The following is an 18015-nucleotide window of genomic DNA, read 5'->3' as shown; positions in this document are numbered from 1 at the left end:
TTATATAAAGACACTATGGAGTTTTTAAACATTTTATCCTTTGTTGTAAGGACATCCTGAAGCTGCCGCAGAAGATTCAGGTTTATAACTTCCATCCGTTTTTTTAATACCGAATTGCTCTTCTGCCAAAGCTCTTTGATCGGCAGGAACATCTTCTATTTTTCGGAGTGTATTAATCTGTATGTGTGGCCAGCTCGTAGTACCTCCGTCATCTCCAAAATGAAATTCGAAAAATATAATTTGTTCGTATTGCAACTGAAGAATTTCCCTTCCGTCCTCTACAACTGTTTCAATCCACATTCGCATATTCATTTCGACTGTAGGTACAAAACGATTTACAAATGGAACATTTAATATCCCTCCTTGTGCCCCAGTTTTATTTTTGGATGACATCTGAATAAGTACGTGATTTTTTATATTTTCTCCTTTGATGGAATCACGAAGTCTTAAATCTGGTCTTACCGAATACGGATATAAATCATGAGCAAGTATTCTTTGTGTATAGATTTTATTTTCTCCAGGATCATTTACATCATCAAGTTTTTCATGCACCCAGGCAGGTGCAGGTTTATCAAGATTTATAGCTTTATTGGTTTCGTTTGCACCAGCTCCTCCCATTGTTCTCGAAATTGAAAGATGATCATACTTCCAAGCTGCATCACCTTCTGGAAATTGTGGCGAACCATCAACTAAATAAGGGGAATGCTTTGGTTCTGAATCTCCTGGTTTTGGAGCACTTGGAATCAAATCTCCTAATAAAGTTATAGTACTTCCATGAGGAATTACTCCGCTTCTGGAAATAGAATAATCTGGTATAAAATAAGGGCCTGTCTGTCCTGCTCCTTTTTTAAGTTCTTTGGCTGCAATAATATCCAAATATGGTCGTCCATTCAAATTTTCCAGAGTTACATATTCTTTTTTACCCTCATCATTTAAAACATGAAAAAGAGTCTCATCCTGATAGCCGCTTTTATATAAATCTTTATTCGGGTTATCTGGTGATATAGCGTGTATACCGCGGTCTTCTTCAATAGATTTTTCAGTAGCAGCATAATTAAATACATCACTAAGCCATAAATACATACCGTTCTCCTCGTGAATTGAAGTGTATTTTAGATCTGTTTGACCCTCTACACTGTTTACGCTCTTAATACTTTGATCGTATTTTACAGCTCCACAAAATTGTTCATTACCTCCACCGCGATTGCGAACTCCTCCTGGAACTAGATCAAAAGTCAATTTTTCTATATACTCTTCACATACGAAACTATATTTCCCAGGAATACCTCCAGAATTTGTACCTGGAGAAGGCATAATGGTAGTATGTATACCAGTTCCAATCATTTTTTTCTGACTGTCATTATTATAGCTAACCCAAGTACCCTCTAATACTTGTAAAATACCATAATCAACATTGCTAGCTATTTTCGGTAGGTCATTCTCATAAAAAGGTCTAATTGGATCTTCTATTTGGACTTTTGAATATTTGTCCATCAGATTTCCTAATATGCCTTTGTCTTCTTCTTCAGTGGCACCAAATAACATTTGTTTTGCTTTTTCAACCAAATTGGCGGCTGAATTAGGTAAATTTATTTCATCTGAAGAGTCTTTACGTTTTAACATGATATCATTTTTTAAAGTTAATAATTGGTATATTTAAGGCTGTACTTATATTGGGAAGCTAATTGGCACTTATATTAAATCAATAGCCTATTCTTTCAAGCTTATATCTAATTTTCAGATTATCAAATAGTAGTTCAGTTAGTTTTCCTAAGCGAATTAAATCCAATAATTGGCTATTCAAAGTTGACAGAATAATAGGCTGAATTATTAAAAAATGTCATAAAAGCTCGATATTTGGGTATAAAGGATCTCTTTTTAAATCCTATTTTATCGCTAACAAATGACATACAAGTCATATATCGTAATGCTTTTACCAAAAATGTAATTTTCAAGCATAACCGTTTAGCCTTAATTGTGAACAGATTAGTACGTCAGTTAGCATCATTCGGTTGGAAAAGCACTCCTTCGCGTAAGATTTGACACTAAATTATTTGCTTATGTGTAGTAATCTTCTATTTTTGTAACCTTGAATTTAAATAAAATTATCATGAAAGACTTAGTTGCAAAAATTAATGCGGAAATTGAAACATTTAAAACTGAATCAGAATCACTTGTTGAAAAAGGTGTAAAAGCTGCGGGAGCAAGAGCTCGTAAATCAAGTTTAGAAATTGAGAAACTTCTAAAAGAATTTAGAAAAGTTTCTGTTGAAGAATCTAAAAAATAATTTATTTCAAAAAAGCCCTTAAAAATTTTTAAGGGCTTTTTTTTTATCTATTACGTACTAAAAAAAAGATACTTAATGAATAGCTTATATATGCTAAAAAGGAGAATATCCCTTTTGAAGTTATCCGAAGCTCATTTGCAGGACACGGAAGCATGTTTGAAGGAGGCGGAAGATAATTTGTAAGCGACGGAAGATCTTTTGAAGGAGGCGGAAGATAATTTGTAGGCAGCGGAAGACCTTTTGAAGGCGACGGAAGATAATTTGTAGGCAACGGAAGACCTTTTGAAGGCGACGGAAGATCTTTTGTAGGGGGCGGAAGATAATTTGTAGGCAACGGAAGCTCGTATCAGGGCATTGTTTTTCTACGAAAGTCCTATTTTACTGGGAAGAACACAAAAATGGCTGAAATAAGCAAAAAAAATGGGTAGCGGTTTGTAATTTTATATTTCTATATTTGAAATTAAGAATAAAACGAAACAAAACTTTGTTAAGCTAGCCTATTATTAGTGTATACATACTATTTTATGGCGCATATATACGAGTTGGCAGTAATTATCCCGCAGAATAACGAAAAACACAATAATAAATGAAAACTAAAATAAATTTAAATCTATTTACAGCGAATTATTTTATTTTGAGTTTGTTCTTATTGCTCTTAAATGATTTTTATTTAAAATATGAGTTTCATAATTTTATGACGGGAAAATTATCCGATTTTGCGGGTTTATTTATTTTTCCATATTTTATTTCAGTTTTCTTTACTAACAAAACCAAAGAAATTTATATTTTCACTTTTGTTTTATTTATTTTTTGGAAACTTGAAATTTCTGAACAATTCATCAAGTTTATTTCAAAAATTACAGACTTTGCTTTCCATAGAACTGTAGATTTAACAGACCTAATTGCTTTATCAATTTTACCAATTTCCTATCATTATTTTCATAAAAAAAATGAAGAACAAAAGGAGAATAAGAATAATAATTTTGCGCTAAATTCATTAATTGGAGTAATAACAATATATTCATTTTTAGCAGATACAAATCCAAGACAAGAAGCAAAAGTAAAAATTAAATCCGAAAAAGAATTCACAATACAAATTAGCAAAAAACAAATCTTAAATAATTTAATAACAAGTGAGGCAAATATTTTAGAAACTGATAGTTTATTTACTATTACTTTTGATATTCCAGAATATAGAGCTGAAGCAACTGCCAAAGTACGAATAGTAAAAGCTGATGAAAAAAATACAATTTTTAAAATAGATAGTATTAGTGAAGTGTTAGTCACGGGACGTTTGTTTTTTGGAATTAGTCAAAGTAATATTGACGGTTGCGAAAAAATGAATGTTAGTGAATATGAAGAAAATTTTAAAACAAACTGCATTGATATAATTACCAATGTCCGAAAAACAGAATATCCAACCTATTATGCATACAAAACAGAATAATGGAAATAAAATAACTACTGCCAACAAACCGTTACAAGCGATTTGGGCATTTGGCTCAATTTAAAAATGGTTTTGTATTTGGAAAATTTGTGCATAATGGAAAAAACTCGCATCTTTAATCCCAAACCTCTTGTAGCGCCAGAACGTTGGCAGTAATTTTAAAAAAATTAGAAGTGAAAAAAATACTTAAAATAATAGGAATTTATCTTTTTTTAATTGTCGTAAATCAAAGTTGTTTGAATGAGCATGACTACATTTCAGATATTGAATTTAGCGGAGCAACAGGTAGTAACCTAAATAATGAAAAAAATTATAATTATTTTACAAAAACAGACGTATTAAAAAATGATATAATTTTTATAATTGGATATAAATACCAGTCTATGGCAAGTCTTGATTTAGGGTTGTCAGAAAAATGCTATGCCTTTTCAGGAGGTCAATCTATTGATAATGATATATTAGAAGACACATATTCATTAAAATTTGACCGTCCTTTTAAATATAAAAATTTGATTATAAATGCAAATCAAAATTTATTTGAAATTGATGAAATAAAAAATCAAATAAAAATATATGAAGGTCTTAGCGAAGGCGCTAATAAAGTAATTTTATTTAGTCAAGAATTTAAAAGCGAAAGTGTATTTACGTCTGAAGATTATGAAGTTACGTTTAATTGTAGCACTTCTGATAATAGAAATTTTGAAAAAAAGATTATCGTAAAAATTGAAAACTAAAAAAACTACTGCCAACCGTTACAAGATATTTGGGCATTTGGCGGAATTTAAAGATGGTTTTGTACTTGTAAAATTTGTACCTAATAGAAAAAACTCGCCTCTTTAATCCCAAACCTCTTGTAGCGCCAGAACGTCAGGCTGTGAAAACAAATCAAAAAAAAGAAACTATTCGGACCTGTCGGAGAAAAATCTCATACAGTCGATTCTCAGAGGGTATTTTTGAGTTTATTCACAGACTGACATTATAGGCAATTTTAGCGCAGAGACAAAAAAAGTGGTAAGAAAATTATGAATCCATAAATAAATTTTTAGATGATAAATATTGATGATTATATTAAAGACTTTTCCAGAATATTTAAAAATATGGAAAATATGCAACCTTGGAATATTACAAATGATTTAAAAAGCATAATTGAAAGCGCAATCTCAAACTTGAATGAAGATTATCTAATTACAGATAACGTTGCAATTCATAAATCAGCTGTTATCGAAAATGGAGTCACTATAAAAAAGCCTGCGATCATTTCAGAAAATTGTCATATCGGTGCTAATGCATATTTCAGAGAAGGTATTTATTTAGATAGGAATGTTAAAATTGGCCCCGGTTGTGAAATAAAAAACAGCATTATTTTTTCAAACACAGCAATCGCCCATTTTAATTACATAGGAAATAGCATTATTGGTAGAAACGTCAATTTTGAAGCGGGGTCAATATCTGCCAATCATTATAACGAAAGAGAACATAAGAAAATTTCAGTTCTTTATAATTCTCAAGTAATTGAAACTAATTCTGAAAAGTTTGGTTCACTCGTTGGTGATGACTCAAAAATTGGTGCCAATGCAGTCTTGTCTCCCGGAACTATTTTAACCAAAAAATCAATTGTAAAAAGACTTCAATTAGTTGAACAAATAGCAGAGGAAAAATAAAAACTACTTATAATAGCCATTACACAAGATTTAGGCATTTGGCTAAATTTGCTGCTGGTTTTGTACTTGGTAAATTTGTGCATAATGGAAAAAAAAGTAGAATAATTTGAAAAAACTCAAAATTGAATTATAAAAATAAATGGTTTCAGATAACTGCAACCCCTATATAAACCATCATAAAGTTATTCCTAACTTTGAGAGAATTAGTCAATACTAGTCAACTTTCATTCATAAAAAACCTCATCAATTACTCTTCTTATAACTCAAAATAGCCAGAGTATTAAAAACTACAGCAAAACTAAGAAGAGCGATGAGTTGAGAGCCCAATTCCGAAATACCGCTCCCTTTTAAGTAAACAAGACGCATGACCTGCATAAAGTATTTTAATGGATTTATGGTAGTCATTAATTGAGCCCATTGGGGCATACTTTCTACTGGCGTAAACAATCCACTAAGTAATATCAAAATAAGCATAAAGAAGAACACCACAAACATAGCTTGTTGCATGGTATTGGAGTAATTGGATATCACTAATCCAAAACCAGAAACACCCAAAATATAGATTGCTGCAAATAGATAAATGATTCCTAAATTTCCCGCAGGTATTAAACCATAAGCAAAATAGGCGACTCCGAAACTGATGGTTAACACGATGAACCCAATAATCCAATAAGGTATTAATTTTGCTAAAATGAATATTCCTTTGGTTACTGGTGTTACATTTATTTGTTCCATAGTACCACTTTCCTTTTCCCCAACTATATTTAATGCAGGAAGGAAACCGCATAACATCGTAAGTATCATTACCATCAAAGCAGGAACCATAAAAATGCTATAACTAAGATGTGGGTTGAATTTATTTTGAGGAACAATCTCAATAATAGGACTATTTCCAGATGTCATTTGCGAAGGATTTATCCATTGACTCCTAACTTGATTCGAAAAATCTCCAACAACACTTGACAAATAAGCGCTCCCCAGACCACCTTTAGTCCCGTTAACAGCATTGGCAGCAATCATCAATTTAGCATTTTGATTGCGCACTAAGTCTCTTTCAAAATGTGATGGTATCTCTAAAACAATATCGGATTTATCGGTTTCAATGCTTTTTAATCCCTGATTATAATCTGTAGCAACTTCGGTCAATTTAAAATACCCGCCCGAACTAATCTTCTGAATCAATTGTCTCGAATACGTACTATGATCATTATCAACAACACAAAGATTAATATTCTTTACCTCAAAATTGGCTGCCAATGGAAATACCAAAATAGCCATGAGAGGATAGCCTATTATCATTCTTGGCAGGAATGAATTTCTCAGAATCTGTTTGAATTCCTTCTCTAATAAAAATTTCAGCATCATTACTCCAGTCTTATTTTAAATTTTTTCAAACTAACTATAATCAGTACCAATGCCATCGCACAAAGTATCAGAACTTCTTTCCAAACCGAACCTATTCCAACCCCTTTTATCATTATGTCTTTTACAATAATGATGAACCATTTGGCTGGAATAATATTCGATATCCATTGCAATACAATTGGCATGTTTTCCGTTGGGAACATCATTCCCGAGAGCAACATTACCGGCATCAAAAAAACCACCCCAGAAACTAACATTGCAGCCAGTTGGGTATCAGTTATGGTCGAAACCAAAAGTCCCAAAGAGAGCGAAACAACTATAAAAATTAAACAAACAATAATTAACCAAAACAAACTCCCTGCAATAGGCACACCCAACACAAAAACAGATAAAAGTAGCACAGTTGCCAGATTCACACAGGAAATAAAAAAATAAGGTACAGCTTTCGCTAAAATGATATAGATTGGTTTCATTGGCGAAACGAGTAGTATTTCCATTGTTCCCAGTTCTTTTTCTCTAACAATGGAGATAGAAGTCATCATGGCACAAATTAACATCAATATCATCCCTAATACACCAGGAACAAAATTATAAGCGCCTTTCATCTGTGGATTGTATAGTAATTTTGTTTCTGGTATAATTTGAAAAGGTATATTGGTTTGCGACATTAAATCTCGCTGATAACTACCAATGATAGCCGATGCATAATTAGTCAAAGTTGTTGCTGTATTTGGGTCAGTAGCATCGGCAAGTAATTGTATTTGAGCCTTACCTGTATGCATCAGAGTTTCATTAAATTTATCACTGAATACAACAACCAAACCTACTTTTCCATCCTTAAAAACTTCGTTCAATTCGGAAGAACTGCTTAAATATCTGGTTACTTCAAAATAATCACTGGCTTGTAATCGTTCAATAATTCGTTGAGTAGAAATATCTTTGGAAGGATCGTAAATCGCAATTTTTGCATTTTTAACTTCTGTGGTAATGGCAAATCCAAATAGAATAATTTGAATAATCGGCATCAACAATAGAATCATCATCGTTCGTGCATCCCGAAAAATGTGATAAAATTCCTTTCTTACAAATGTTATAAACTGCTTCATTTTAATTTACGAATTTTGAATTACGAATTTTGAATTACGAATTTTTCCCTTTGGACTTTCAACTATCAACCATTAACTATCAACTTCTTTTAATCCGCTTGACGTGTTGCTTTACGTGCCAATTTCTGGAAAACTTCATCCATACTTACAGCTTCAAACTGTTTTTTGAGGTTTTTGGGAGTATCGAGAGCTTCAATTTTTCCATCAACCATGATAGAAACTCTGTCGCAATATTCGGCTTCATCCATATAGTGTGTTGTCACAAAAACGGTAATACCATCGGCGGCAGCCTGATAAATAAGCTCCCAAAACTGTCGCCGTGTAAAAGGATCAACTCCTCCTGTTGGCTCATCCAGAAATACAATTTTAGGATTATGAAATATCGATACTGAAAAGGCTAATTTCTGTTTCCAACCCAATGGCAAATCTTTTACCAAAGTATTTCGTTCACTTTCAAAGTTCAGAGTGTGCAATAATTTGTCCGTTTTGTCAGCAATACTTTTTTCATCCATTCCATAAATACCGGCAAACAATCGAATGTTTTCCCAGACTTTTAAATCGTTGTACAAAGAAAACTTCTGACTCATATAACCGATATTCTTCTTAATCATTTCAGGCTCTTTTTTGATATCAAAACCTGCAACAATTCCGCTGCCTTCGGTCGGTATGCTTAATCCACATAACATGCGCATTGCGGTAGTTTTACCTGCTCCGTTGGCTCCTAGAAAACCAAATATTTCGCCTTGCTCTACTTCAAGAGATATTTGATTGACAGCAGTGAATGCGCCAAAACGTTTTACAAGATTATTTACTTCAATTACTTTCATACGGCTGTGGTCTTAATATCATTGCCTAAATCCATAAAGCAATCTTCAATAGTAGCTTCAATTGGTTCAATATGGATTTCTGAATGTCCTTTTTCTGTTAGAAACTGTGTTAACTCATCCATCGAATAGTCTTCATTTGCAATGGTAACGTGAAGATTTTCTCCAAACGCAAAACAACTGAGTACATTTTTATTCGACCTAACATCATACAAAAGAGTGTGCATATTACTACTTTGAACTGCCCATAAAATTTTATCAAACTGTTTAATTATATTTTTGGGAGAATCAATTTTTAAGATTTTCCCATCGGTGATAAGGGCAATCCTGTTGCACAATGTGGCTTCATCCATATACGGCGTAGAAACCAAAATAGCAATTCCTTGTTGTTGCAGCCTTTTGAGCATATCCCAAAATTCTTTTCGGGAAACGGGATCCACTCCAGTAGTTGGTTCATCCAGAAACAAAACTGATGGTTTATGAATCAAAGCACAACTCAGTGCCAATTTTTGTTTCATTCCACCTGATAAAGCACCAGCTTTTCTGTCTTTGAAAGGTTCAATTTGTTCGTAAATATCTTTTATAAGATGGTAATTTTCTTCAATAGTGGTATTAAAAACAGTTGCAAAAAAAGTAAGATTCTCTTCTACGGTTAAGTCCTGATATAAAGAGAATCGCCCAGGCATATATCCAACATGATTACGTATTTCTTTAAAATCTTTTACAACATCTAAGTCAACTACAGAAGCTTGTCCACTGTCCGGTAATAAAAGAGTAGTCAGAATACGAAACAAGGTCGTTTTTCCTGCTCCATCTGGTCCAATGATGCCAAATATTTCGCCGGAACCTACCTCAAATGAAATATCATCCAGCGCTTTTTGCTTGGCATAACTTTTATTAATATGCTTTACTGAAACTACGCTCATTACTGGGCTATTTTAATTTCACCGTACATTCCAATTTTTAGATAACCATCGTTAGGAACAGCAATTTTTACCGCATAAACCGAATTGGCTCTTTCATCTTTTGTTTGAATGGTTTTGGGAGTGAATTCAGATTTGTCAGATATCCAGCTAATTGTTCCTGAATATTCTTTTTTCTCTTCTTTTCCAAAATCAACAAACACCTTTACTTTTTGATTTAGCTTAATTTGTGAAAGTTGACTTGAAGTTATATACCCTCTCAAGATCATATTTTTCACATCTGCAATTTTATAAAGCGGTCTTCCTACCATTGTCATCTCAAAAGCATTAGAATATTTAACCAGGACTGTGCCGTTTATTGGATTAATGATGTTACATTTTTTTAATTGGTCATTGATTTGCGCCATTTGAGCATTAACAGTACTTCCTTGTTCATTAAGAGATAAAGTTGTGGTGTTTAGCATACTTTTTTGCGCATCTATTTTTGATTGTAAAACAGTAATACGAGTATTGGCATCATCCAATTGTTTTTTAGAAGCCACGTCTCCTGCTACCAAATTGGCTATACGTTTTTTATCGCTTATTGCATTTTTGAGTTCTTCTTGCAAAGAAGCAATTTGAACACTGACATCAGGTCTTCCTGATAGAATTGCCTTTTTATTTTGAGATAATTGTGTCTTATTCAAATGCAATTGTGTACTGTCAATAGTACCTACTTGTTGGTCTTCTTTTAATAAATCACCTTCATTAATATTTAGTGCCAAAATCTGACCGCTAGCTTCTGCTGAAACGATTACTTCTGTGGCTTCAAAAGTTCCTGAAGCATCATTCTCATTTTTTGTGTCTTTGCACGAAAACAAAAAGAAAGTTAGGGTTACCAATGATATTATTTTATATTTCATATTTCAAGAAGTTTAAAAGTTTAATATTGTTTAATGGTTTAAAAGTTCGAAAACCGAATTCCATCATTTATAATTCATAATTAACAATTAACAATTAGAATCAATTTCCTTTTATTGTTTTATAATTGTATAAGCTCATAAGTAATTGTACATTATGTAATGCTTTGTTACTGCGTGCCTCACTTTCTTTATTTATAGCAGTAATCAAATCGTTCATTGGACTCATGCCGTTATCTTTTTTTAGTTGGTATGCTTTTGTTATTTTCTCTTTTAGCAACACAATTTCGTCATCTTTGATAAGGATTGCTTTTTGCTTTTCAATTTCGTTTGAGGCTTGTTGCAGTTGAAGATTGTTAGTGAACAAAAAAGAATCCTGTTGAGTATTGATTCGTTCCTTTTGGATTTTCTCTAGTTCCCTGTTGTTTGATGATTTGTATAATCCATGAGTATCCCATGACATACTTAATCCAGCTACAGCCAAAGATGAAACTTCGGAAGTACCCAAACTCATTCCCGGACTTATAAAGATACCTGCACCGAGTAAACCAACTTTAGGCATAAGAGAAACTTTGTCCATAGAAGATGAAGCTTCTGTTAGTTTTATTTGATTGGCATATAAATTTAGTTCGGCTCTATTATTGGTTAATGACGCATAATTTTCTACTGTTATTGGTTTGTCTAATTGAACATCTTCTTTGAGGGGTTCACCTATCATATAGGAAAGCATTTCAACATATCCCTTTCGGGTAAAGTTGAATTCGATTTTCTTTTGTTCAAGGGATAAAATTTCGGATTTAACTTCATCAACATCCGATTGATATCCCAAACCGTTGTCTTTTGACAGTTTTGCACTGTTCAGATTACGATTTAGATTCTCGTTCAGAATTTTTAATTGATTTAATTGTTCATCAACAACCAAAATCCCAAAATACAATTGATTTACTCGTTCTTTAATACTATTAAAAGCTACATCTGTACTCGCCTTATCAACTTCGGCACTTGCTTTGGCTATATTTTTTTGAGCTTTTGTAGCGCCACCATCCCAAATATTTTGATTGATTTGTGCAATACCTATAAAGATATAATCTTTTTTGTCTGCTGGTTCACTGCCTGGCAATGATACCGATGGTAATCCTTTAATAAGATATCCACCAATACCAGTAACGCTTAATTGAGGAAGCCAAGCTTTATTGGCGTTTGAAAGCGTATAATCAAGTGATTTTGAAATAAGGTCGTATTCCTTAATGAGCGGATAATTGGCCTTTGCTTTTTCCTGACAAGATTCAATTTTTAATTGTGAATAAGTGTAGGAAATGGGAAATAAAAATAAAAGTGTGAGTACTATTTTTTTCATTTTACATATTTATTAATTATTCATTCAAACTCATTAATTCATAATTTTAGTGATAAGTTCCTCACTATACAGCCACAGTTTTTCTTTGTAATTTTTTTCAAAAGCTATAGGAGTTTGTTTTTTCTTTTCGAGAAGAATTCCTGTTACTCCTTGAAGTTCTTTTGAAGAACAAGCCTCAACCCCAGTTGTAGAAGTGTCAGACATCATTGGTGACATCAATTTAAATAATATTCGCATAACCAAAGGCATATTGTTTCCCAAATTAGATCGAATTAAACCAGGTGCAAACGAGATGACATCAATGTTTTTACTAGCATATTTCTCAGAAAGTAATTGAGTTAATACCGATTTTGCATGAACTGTTTTATTGGCTATAAGTAAACCATTATATTTTTTAACAGATTGCAAGTCATCAAAATTAAGGACTGGTTTCAAATTTTGTGATGCAGGACCGCCTACATTTACAATTCTGGAACCTTCTGTTTTTTCTAATAAAGGAGCTAATTTGGTTGAAAGTACCAAGCCGCTTAAATAATTAACAGCAAATGTCATTTCAAGACCTTCAGCCGTTTCTTGTCTTTTGGGTAGCATTACACCAGCAATGTTTGCCAAGACATCTAAACTTTTATGCTCTTTCATAAATTGGTCTGAAAATTGATTCACGTTTTTCATATTACTCAAATCTAACTCAACAAATTGAGCGCATTGAGCACGTTTAGCATTGAGTTCTTGTTCAGCAGCTTTTCCTCTTTCACGATTTTTTCCAACGATCAAGACTTTGAAGTCTAATAAAATCAATTCTTTAGCAATTGATAAACCAATGCCTGATGTTCCTCCTGTTATTAATGCTGTTTTCATTTTTCTAATTTATTATAGTCATTGAAGTTCTTACTTCATAAAATATTTTTTTAAGCCATTAAAAGTATTTTTCGATTACTTGTAACTTGTTATGTAGATTCTAACATTGCTTTTACCCAAATTGGAATTAATTCTTTTCTTTCTTTCATTAATAAAGTAAATGAATCTTCATCTGCTAAACCAGAAAATAACATCATCGGTTTAGCAACAAATGGAAAAACCGTCATTCCTAAAATACTTATCAGAAAGTGAACTGGATTTATATCACTTCTCCTTTCTTTCAACTGTTTCATGAATGAGGATTGGAAAATGACTTTATCGAACGGAATATTCTGAACGATACTTGTATTCTCCTTTCTGAGTTCGTTCAATACAAAAATAGGTAGGTCGGCACTTTCTGAAAGAACATCAATATAACCAGAAACTACCAATTCAATTTTTGTTTCAAGGGATGTAGTAGCATCATTCAAAATCGGTATTATAACTCCAAATAGTTTTTTAAATTTTTCCTGCATTATTTCATCAAACAGCTTCTGTTTGCTTCGAAAATAGTAATTCAACAGAGCCAGATTAATACCAGCTTCTTCAGCAATATCTCTAGTTCGAGTCCCCGAAAAGCCTTTACGCATGAAAACCTTTCGTGCTGCTTCTTTTATTTTCTCCTCGGTAGATTCAGATTCTGTTTTAGATATCTTGGGCATCTTATTTATTTTGAATTGAGTTCTAAAATTAAAAAAAAAAAATTAATTTAATCAAACATTTTAATCAAATGATTAAAAACAAAAATGGATGCACATCTCTCCTTAGATTTTACTTAAAAAAATAGTCTCAAGCCAGTTAAAATTTCTTAACTCTAATATAAAGCACACCTAATAAAACACAATCTGGCAGCAATACCTTATTGGAATTTAACAAAAAACACATGAAAAATATTAAAGGAGAATAAACATCTTTACTAATGAATTACGTTTAATTGACAATTTGAGATTAAGCTGCAAAAATCCTTACCTTTCTTAATTAATTAATTATATTTGCGCCGTCTTAAAACTATCCTAATTTCAATCTAAAAATAGTTGTAATTCAGTAGTTATAAAAATATTTAATTTTGAATCCAATATAAATTGGTTTTCTTTCAAACAGCATTCAATTCATAAAATGAATCCATTTAAAAACGGTTTATACGCCATTCTACTTTTACTTTCTCAAAATGTAATTTTTGCTCAACGAGGAGAAGAAACATCAATAAACCAAAACCCACTACCTACATTTCTTACTGCAAATTCAATTGCCTTCACTGATGCTCAACTAATAAAAGCAGACAGTTATAATATGCTTACAATTGGTGACAGTACTGCAATGCTGAAAAATGGAACTGCTTACCCTCCTGCAAAAAGAGATTGGAGAAGACTGGGATATGCAAGTGCTATGTATGCTGGAACTGCTACACTTGCTTTTGGAGTACTTTGGGTTATGCCAGAAAGTGTTAGTAATTGGGACAAAGATGAAATTAAAGAAAAGGGAGTTTTATGGAAATGGAAGGAAAATGTAAAAGCAGGTCCAGTTTGGGATGATGATGACTGGGTTCTTAACTATATAACACACCCATATTCTGGGGGTGTTTATTATATGACAGCTAGAAGTAGTGGTTTTAATATTTTTGAATCTTTTCTATATTCAGCATTCATGTCCACTTGTTTCTGGGAATATGGAATTGAAGCTTTTGCAGAAATACCATCCAAACAAGATCTTATTATAACACCTGTATTAGGATCTGTTGTTGGAGAAGGTTTCTTTTATGCTAAAAAAACTATTTTAAGACACGATCGCAGGGTTTTAAAATCTAGATTCTTAGGATATACTTCTTTACTTCTTATGGATCCATTCAATACTCTATTAGATAGTTTCGGATATAAAGAAAAAGTGAAAATTCAAACGAATATGACTCCGGTCGGTTATGGGCCAGGAACCAACAAAAGCGCTATGGGATTTAATTTAAATATACAGTTTTAATAAATTGGAAGTTTTAATACATTGACAATCTTTTTATTAAATCATTTCTTTCATTACAATTTAAAAGCAAATTAAATCGTTAAAATTTAAAAATAAATTAGAATTTAACATTCGTAAGGAAAAATAATTACTACTTTTATTTACTGCTAATCAATACTTTATAGTAAAACTATTGTTAGTTATTAATTCAGATTAGCACTGATTGTTCACTAATTTATTAACCTTTAAAAATGATTTTTTTGAGTGAATTTAAAATTATTGTCGCTTTTATTTTTATGGTTTTAAATTATATAATTTTTTCAAAAACTATTTTAAAATACAAGCCAATAAATAAAGTGTTTGTTAAAAATTATAATTGATAAAAAGTAACACCTAAAGGTTCAGGAAAAGATTTACATTACAATAATTTTGTGGCATAACAAGAAATTGTATAAAGAATGTAAACTTTCAATGTATTGATTAACCAATGGTCGTAATGTAAAATTTAGCCTTTACTAATTACAACAATGCTTTGATTTATAGACAATCCATTTAACAAAGTGATTTACGAGCTGTAAATACTGGTACACATATGCCTATAGTATTAAATGTGGTTAAACATACTTTTAAAAATGTACAAAAGAGTTTTATTTTTAATTAAACCTATAGGGTATAAATAAAAATAAAAAGAGAAAGACTAGGTATATATATAACTAGTCTTTCTTTTTTTTTATTTGCTAATCCAATAAATACCGCCTTCCTTTATCTCAATCAACTTTTCTTCGCACAAAACTCTAACTAGCATCCTTTTCTATTTTCTGGATGCTATTTATCCTCTTATATTTAGACCATCATTAAAATAACAGACTCCAAGCAAAAAAAACAGCTACAAAAAATAATCTTACAAAAGCTTAATTCGTTTATTACTATTTTTAGTATAATTTCATTACATTTACTTTCAAGGCCTACCTGCTTATCCTTTAGTTATTAACCTAATACACTAAACAAATGGAAATTTGGGAAAAATATACTTCGGGTATAAAGAATACTATTTTTAATTCTTTAAATCAAAATAAAGATTTGAAATATTGGCGTGATGATATGTTCTCTAATATTATCATTTTTATCATACCATTAAGCCTTATCGCACTAATACCTTCTATTATATGGGCGGTTGATTCTGGTCATTATCTAATGACTTTCATTGACATATTATGTGTTTTAATCATTATAATGGTGGGGTTCAAAAAAGGGATAAAAATAGAATACCGAAAACTATTATTCATTGCCAACACCTACATTCTAAGCTTCTTCCTGCTCTACTATGTTGGCATCAATAGTTCTCTTTATTTACTCGCTTCCTGTTTTTTATCAGTTTTTGTGTATTCTTTTAAAAACAAATACACACCAGCACTTTTAAATCTAAATATTTCGATTATTTATATTCTTCTGTATTCCTTTGATTTTATAACAATTCCAGATAAGAACTTTAAATCAAATGAACTTTTTGCTGTTTTCTCTAACTTAATTTTTCTTAGTTTCTTAATCTGCATTTTAATACCAAAACTGTTTAATGGATTAGACGATAGTTTCAAAGAAAGTATTCTTCATGCAAAAAAAATAGAAAAACAAAACAATTTATTAAAAGAAATAACTTGGATACAATCGCACGTAGTTAGAGCTCCATTATCTCGCTTACTGGCTATTGCAGACCTTTTGAAAAACACCAATACAACAGAAGAAGAAAAATTATTTTTTTTGGATAATATAATTATTTCAAGCGAAGAACTTGATGATGTGATTAAAGAAATTATATTAAAATCTGAAAGCGTAAAATAGTAATTAACAAACTTATTCTAAAAAATAATTTTATTAAAAAAGGCTAATCACAGTGATTAGCCTTTTTTTTATTCCTTAACTAGGTAAATTCCATCTTCCTTTATCTCAATCAATTTTTCTTTATAAAGAGCTCCAATTGCTTTTTTAAAGTTTTTTTTACTCATCTTCAGTACTGTCTTAATGTCTTCTGGATGCGAATTGTCTGTTAAACGCAAAAAACCTCTACTGGCCCTTAATTCGTCCATAATTTTTTCAGCATTGGGCTCTATACTTTGATAACCTTGAATTTGCAAGGCTACATCAATTTTATTATCAGGTCTAATATTTTTTATAAATCCCCGTAAACGGTCACCTGTTCGAATAGCATCATCATATACTTCATCTTTGTACAACAATCCTTTATGTTTTTCATTAATGATAACATTTATGCCTAATTCCGTAATGTGTGACACAATTAAGTCTACTTCCTCACCTTTTTCAACAGTTAGGTGATCGTTATTCAAAAATTGATTTAATTTACTCGAAGCTACCAAGCGATTTGTTTTTTCATCCAAAAACAAATGCACCAAATAACGTTTTCCTTTTTCCATAGGACGGGCTTGCTCTTTGAAAGGTACCAAAATATCCTTTTCCATTCCCCAATCCATAAAAGCCCCTATTTGATTAATGTAATTCACTCGCAAAAGAGCAAACTCATTCAGAAAAATATAAGGCTCTAAAGTAGTTGCAACTGGCCGTTGTTCATGATCCAAATAAGCAAAAATAATAAGCTCCTCACCTATTTCAAATTCATTGGGTACATATTTATTAGGCAAAAGTATATCGTGTATTCCTTCTGGATCTTTTTCTGGATTCCCCAAAAACAAACCAACTTTGGTATCACGTAATATAGTAAGTGTATTGTATTTTCCTATTTCAATCATTATCTTGAGATTCTATTTCGCTTTTGACGAACTATTTTATAAAAGGCAAAGATACGAACTTTGAAAACGTGATTTATAAAACATTTTTAATAAAAAAAAAGCGTCTCATAAAGACGCTTTTCTAAACAATATTCTTGAATTTAATTGTAAGCACTTTCTCTTTCAAAATGAAGAGTTAGCAAATAGTAAACCACTGCACGATATTTATTTTTATTGGATTTTCCATATTGTTCTAATACAGCATCAATTCCCGCCTTAAGAGCTGGACCGTCAGCTAAACCTAATTTCTTAATCAAAAAATTTTTCTTTACCGTAACTATTTCTGATTGTTGTGTACCTGCTATAATGGAAGAATCCGGATTGTATATCGAGGGACCACAACCTATTGTTACCTTAGTCAATAGCTCCATATCTGGATTAATACCGCATTTTTCTTTCAAGTCGGCTGCATACTTTACAATCAATACATCTTTTGCGCTCATAACATTAAAATTAAGTTTGTTAGCTTTATAACTTACTCAAATTTAGTGATTTATT

At 31.6% G+C, this 18015-nt stretch carries 17 protein-coding genes; 6 read left to right on the top strand and 11 right to left on the bottom strand.

All coding sequences use genetic code 11. The features are described from left to right. Positions 1 to 33: 33 nt before the first annotated feature. Positions 34 to 1623, bottom strand: coding sequence for a peroxidase, FMP-type (locus tag CLU82_RS17830; RefSeq protein ID WP_100844371.1), 1590 nt, complete (start codon positions 1621 to 1623; stop codon positions 34 to 36). A 487-nt stretch (positions 1624 to 2110) separates the two neighbouring features. Between CLU82_RS17830 and CLU82_RS17825 the strand changes: the two genes are divergently transcribed. The 4 genes from CLU82_RS17825 to CLU82_RS17810 all read left to right on the top strand — a co-directional run bounded on the left by CLU82_RS17825 (position 2111) and on the right by CLU82_RS17810 (position 5395). Then, positions 2111 to 2287 (top strand): histone H1, encoded by a 177-nt coding sequence (locus tag CLU82_RS17825; protein ID WP_100844370.1) that lies wholly within the window; start codon positions 2111 to 2113, stop codon positions 2285 to 2287. A gap of 586 nt (positions 2288 to 2873) precedes the next feature. Next, positions 2874 to 3734, top strand: coding sequence for a hypothetical protein (locus CLU82_RS17820; protein ID WP_157813398.1), 861 nt, complete (start codon positions 2874 to 2876; stop codon positions 3732 to 3734). Positions 3735 to 3907: 173 nt separating this feature from the next. Then, positions 3908 to 4468 (top strand): hypothetical protein, encoded by a 561-nt coding sequence (locus tag CLU82_RS17815; RefSeq protein ID WP_157813397.1) that lies wholly within the window; start codon positions 3908 to 3910, stop codon positions 4466 to 4468. Positions 4469 to 4780: 312 nt separating this feature from the next. Continuing rightward, the gene (locus CLU82_RS17810; protein WP_100844367.1) at positions 4781 to 5395 is read left to right on the top strand and encodes a DapH/DapD/GlmU-related protein; all 615 of its coding nucleotides are present in this window, start codon (positions 4781 to 4783) and stop codon (positions 5393 to 5395) included. 243 nt (positions 5396 to 5638) lie between these two features. Here the strand turns inward: CLU82_RS17810 and CLU82_RS17805 are convergent, their stop codons facing one another. From CLU82_RS17805 to CLU82_RS17770, 8 genes are all read right to left on the bottom strand, one after another. Next, on the bottom strand, positions 5639 to 6760 hold the full coding sequence (locus CLU82_RS17805; protein ID WP_198520238.1) for an ABC transporter permease: 1122 nt from the start codon (positions 6758 to 6760) through the stop codon (positions 5639 to 5641). Then, the gene (locus CLU82_RS17800) at positions 6760 to 7866 is read right to left on the bottom strand and encodes an ABC transporter permease (protein WP_100844366.1); all 1107 of its coding nucleotides are present in this window, start codon (positions 7864 to 7866) and stop codon (positions 6760 to 6762) included. The genes CLU82_RS17805 and CLU82_RS17800 overlap by 1 nt, the downstream gene beginning before the upstream one ends. 89 nt (positions 7867 to 7955) lie before the next feature. Then, positions 7956 to 8693 (bottom strand): ABC transporter ATP-binding protein, encoded by a 738-nt coding sequence (locus tag CLU82_RS17795; protein WP_100844365.1) that lies wholly within the window; start codon positions 8691 to 8693, stop codon positions 7956 to 7958. Next, entirely contained in the window at positions 8690 to 9616 is a 927-nt protein-coding gene (locus CLU82_RS17790) for an ABC transporter ATP-binding protein (RefSeq protein ID WP_100844364.1), read from the bottom strand. The genes CLU82_RS17795 and CLU82_RS17790 overlap by 4 nt, the downstream gene beginning before the upstream one ends. Further along, the gene (locus CLU82_RS17785) at positions 9616 to 10515 is read right to left on the bottom strand and encodes an HlyD family secretion protein (protein ID WP_100844363.1); all 900 of its coding nucleotides are present in this window, start codon (positions 10513 to 10515) and stop codon (positions 9616 to 9618) included. Before CLU82_RS17785 ends, CLU82_RS17790 begins: the two co-directional genes overlap by 1 nt. Before the next feature lie 100 nt (positions 10516 to 10615). Then, positions 10616 to 11869: a TolC family protein gene (locus tag CLU82_RS17780; RefSeq protein ID WP_100844362.1), complete on the bottom strand. Its 1254-nt coding sequence runs from the start codon at positions 11867 to 11869 to the stop codon at positions 10616 to 10618. A gap of 33 nt (positions 11870 to 11902) precedes the next feature. After that, positions 11903 to 12727, bottom strand: coding sequence for an SDR family NAD(P)-dependent oxidoreductase (locus CLU82_RS17775; RefSeq protein ID WP_100844361.1), 825 nt, complete (start codon positions 12725 to 12727; stop codon positions 11903 to 11905). 89 nt (positions 12728 to 12816) lie between these two features. Next, positions 12817 to 13428 (bottom strand): TetR/AcrR family transcriptional regulator, encoded by a 612-nt coding sequence (locus CLU82_RS17770; RefSeq protein ID WP_100844360.1) that lies wholly within the window; start codon positions 13426 to 13428, stop codon positions 12817 to 12819. A gap of 454 nt (positions 13429 to 13882) precedes the next feature. On the opposite strand from CLU82_RS17770, the gene CLU82_RS17765 reads away from it, so the two are divergent. Both CLU82_RS17765 and CLU82_RS17760 read left to right on the top strand, forming a co-directional pair. Continuing rightward, positions 13883 to 14737 (top strand): DUF3943 domain-containing protein, encoded by an 855-nt coding sequence (locus tag CLU82_RS17765; protein WP_198520237.1) that lies wholly within the window; start codon positions 13883 to 13885, stop codon positions 14735 to 14737. Between the two features lie 987 nt (positions 14738 to 15724). Then, positions 15725 to 16555: a hypothetical protein gene (locus CLU82_RS17760; protein WP_100844359.1), complete on the top strand. Its 831-nt coding sequence runs from the start codon at positions 15725 to 15727 to the stop codon at positions 16553 to 16555. Positions 16556 to 16623: 68 nt separating this feature from the next. Here CLU82_RS17760 and CLU82_RS17755 read toward each other — a convergent pair whose 3' ends face one another. Next, entirely contained in the window at positions 16624 to 17478 is an 855-nt protein-coding gene (locus tag CLU82_RS17755) for a S1 RNA-binding domain-containing protein (protein ID WP_100844358.1), read from the bottom strand. 140 nt (positions 17479 to 17618) lie between these two features. Further along, positions 17619 to 17960: a DUF2853 family protein gene (locus CLU82_RS17750; RefSeq protein ID WP_100844357.1), complete on the bottom strand. Its 342-nt coding sequence runs from the start codon at positions 17958 to 17960 to the stop codon at positions 17619 to 17621. Positions 17961 to 18015 lie beyond the last annotated feature (55 nt).

Origin of the sequence: Flavobacterium sp. 5 (assembly GCF_002813295.1) — a bacterium.
Classification (GTDB): Bacteria; Bacteroidota; Bacteroidia; order Flavobacteriales; family Flavobacteriaceae; genus Flavobacterium.
The sequence above is the reverse complement of the archived record's forward strand: the minus strand, read 5'-3'. Positions and strand labels throughout refer to the sequence as shown.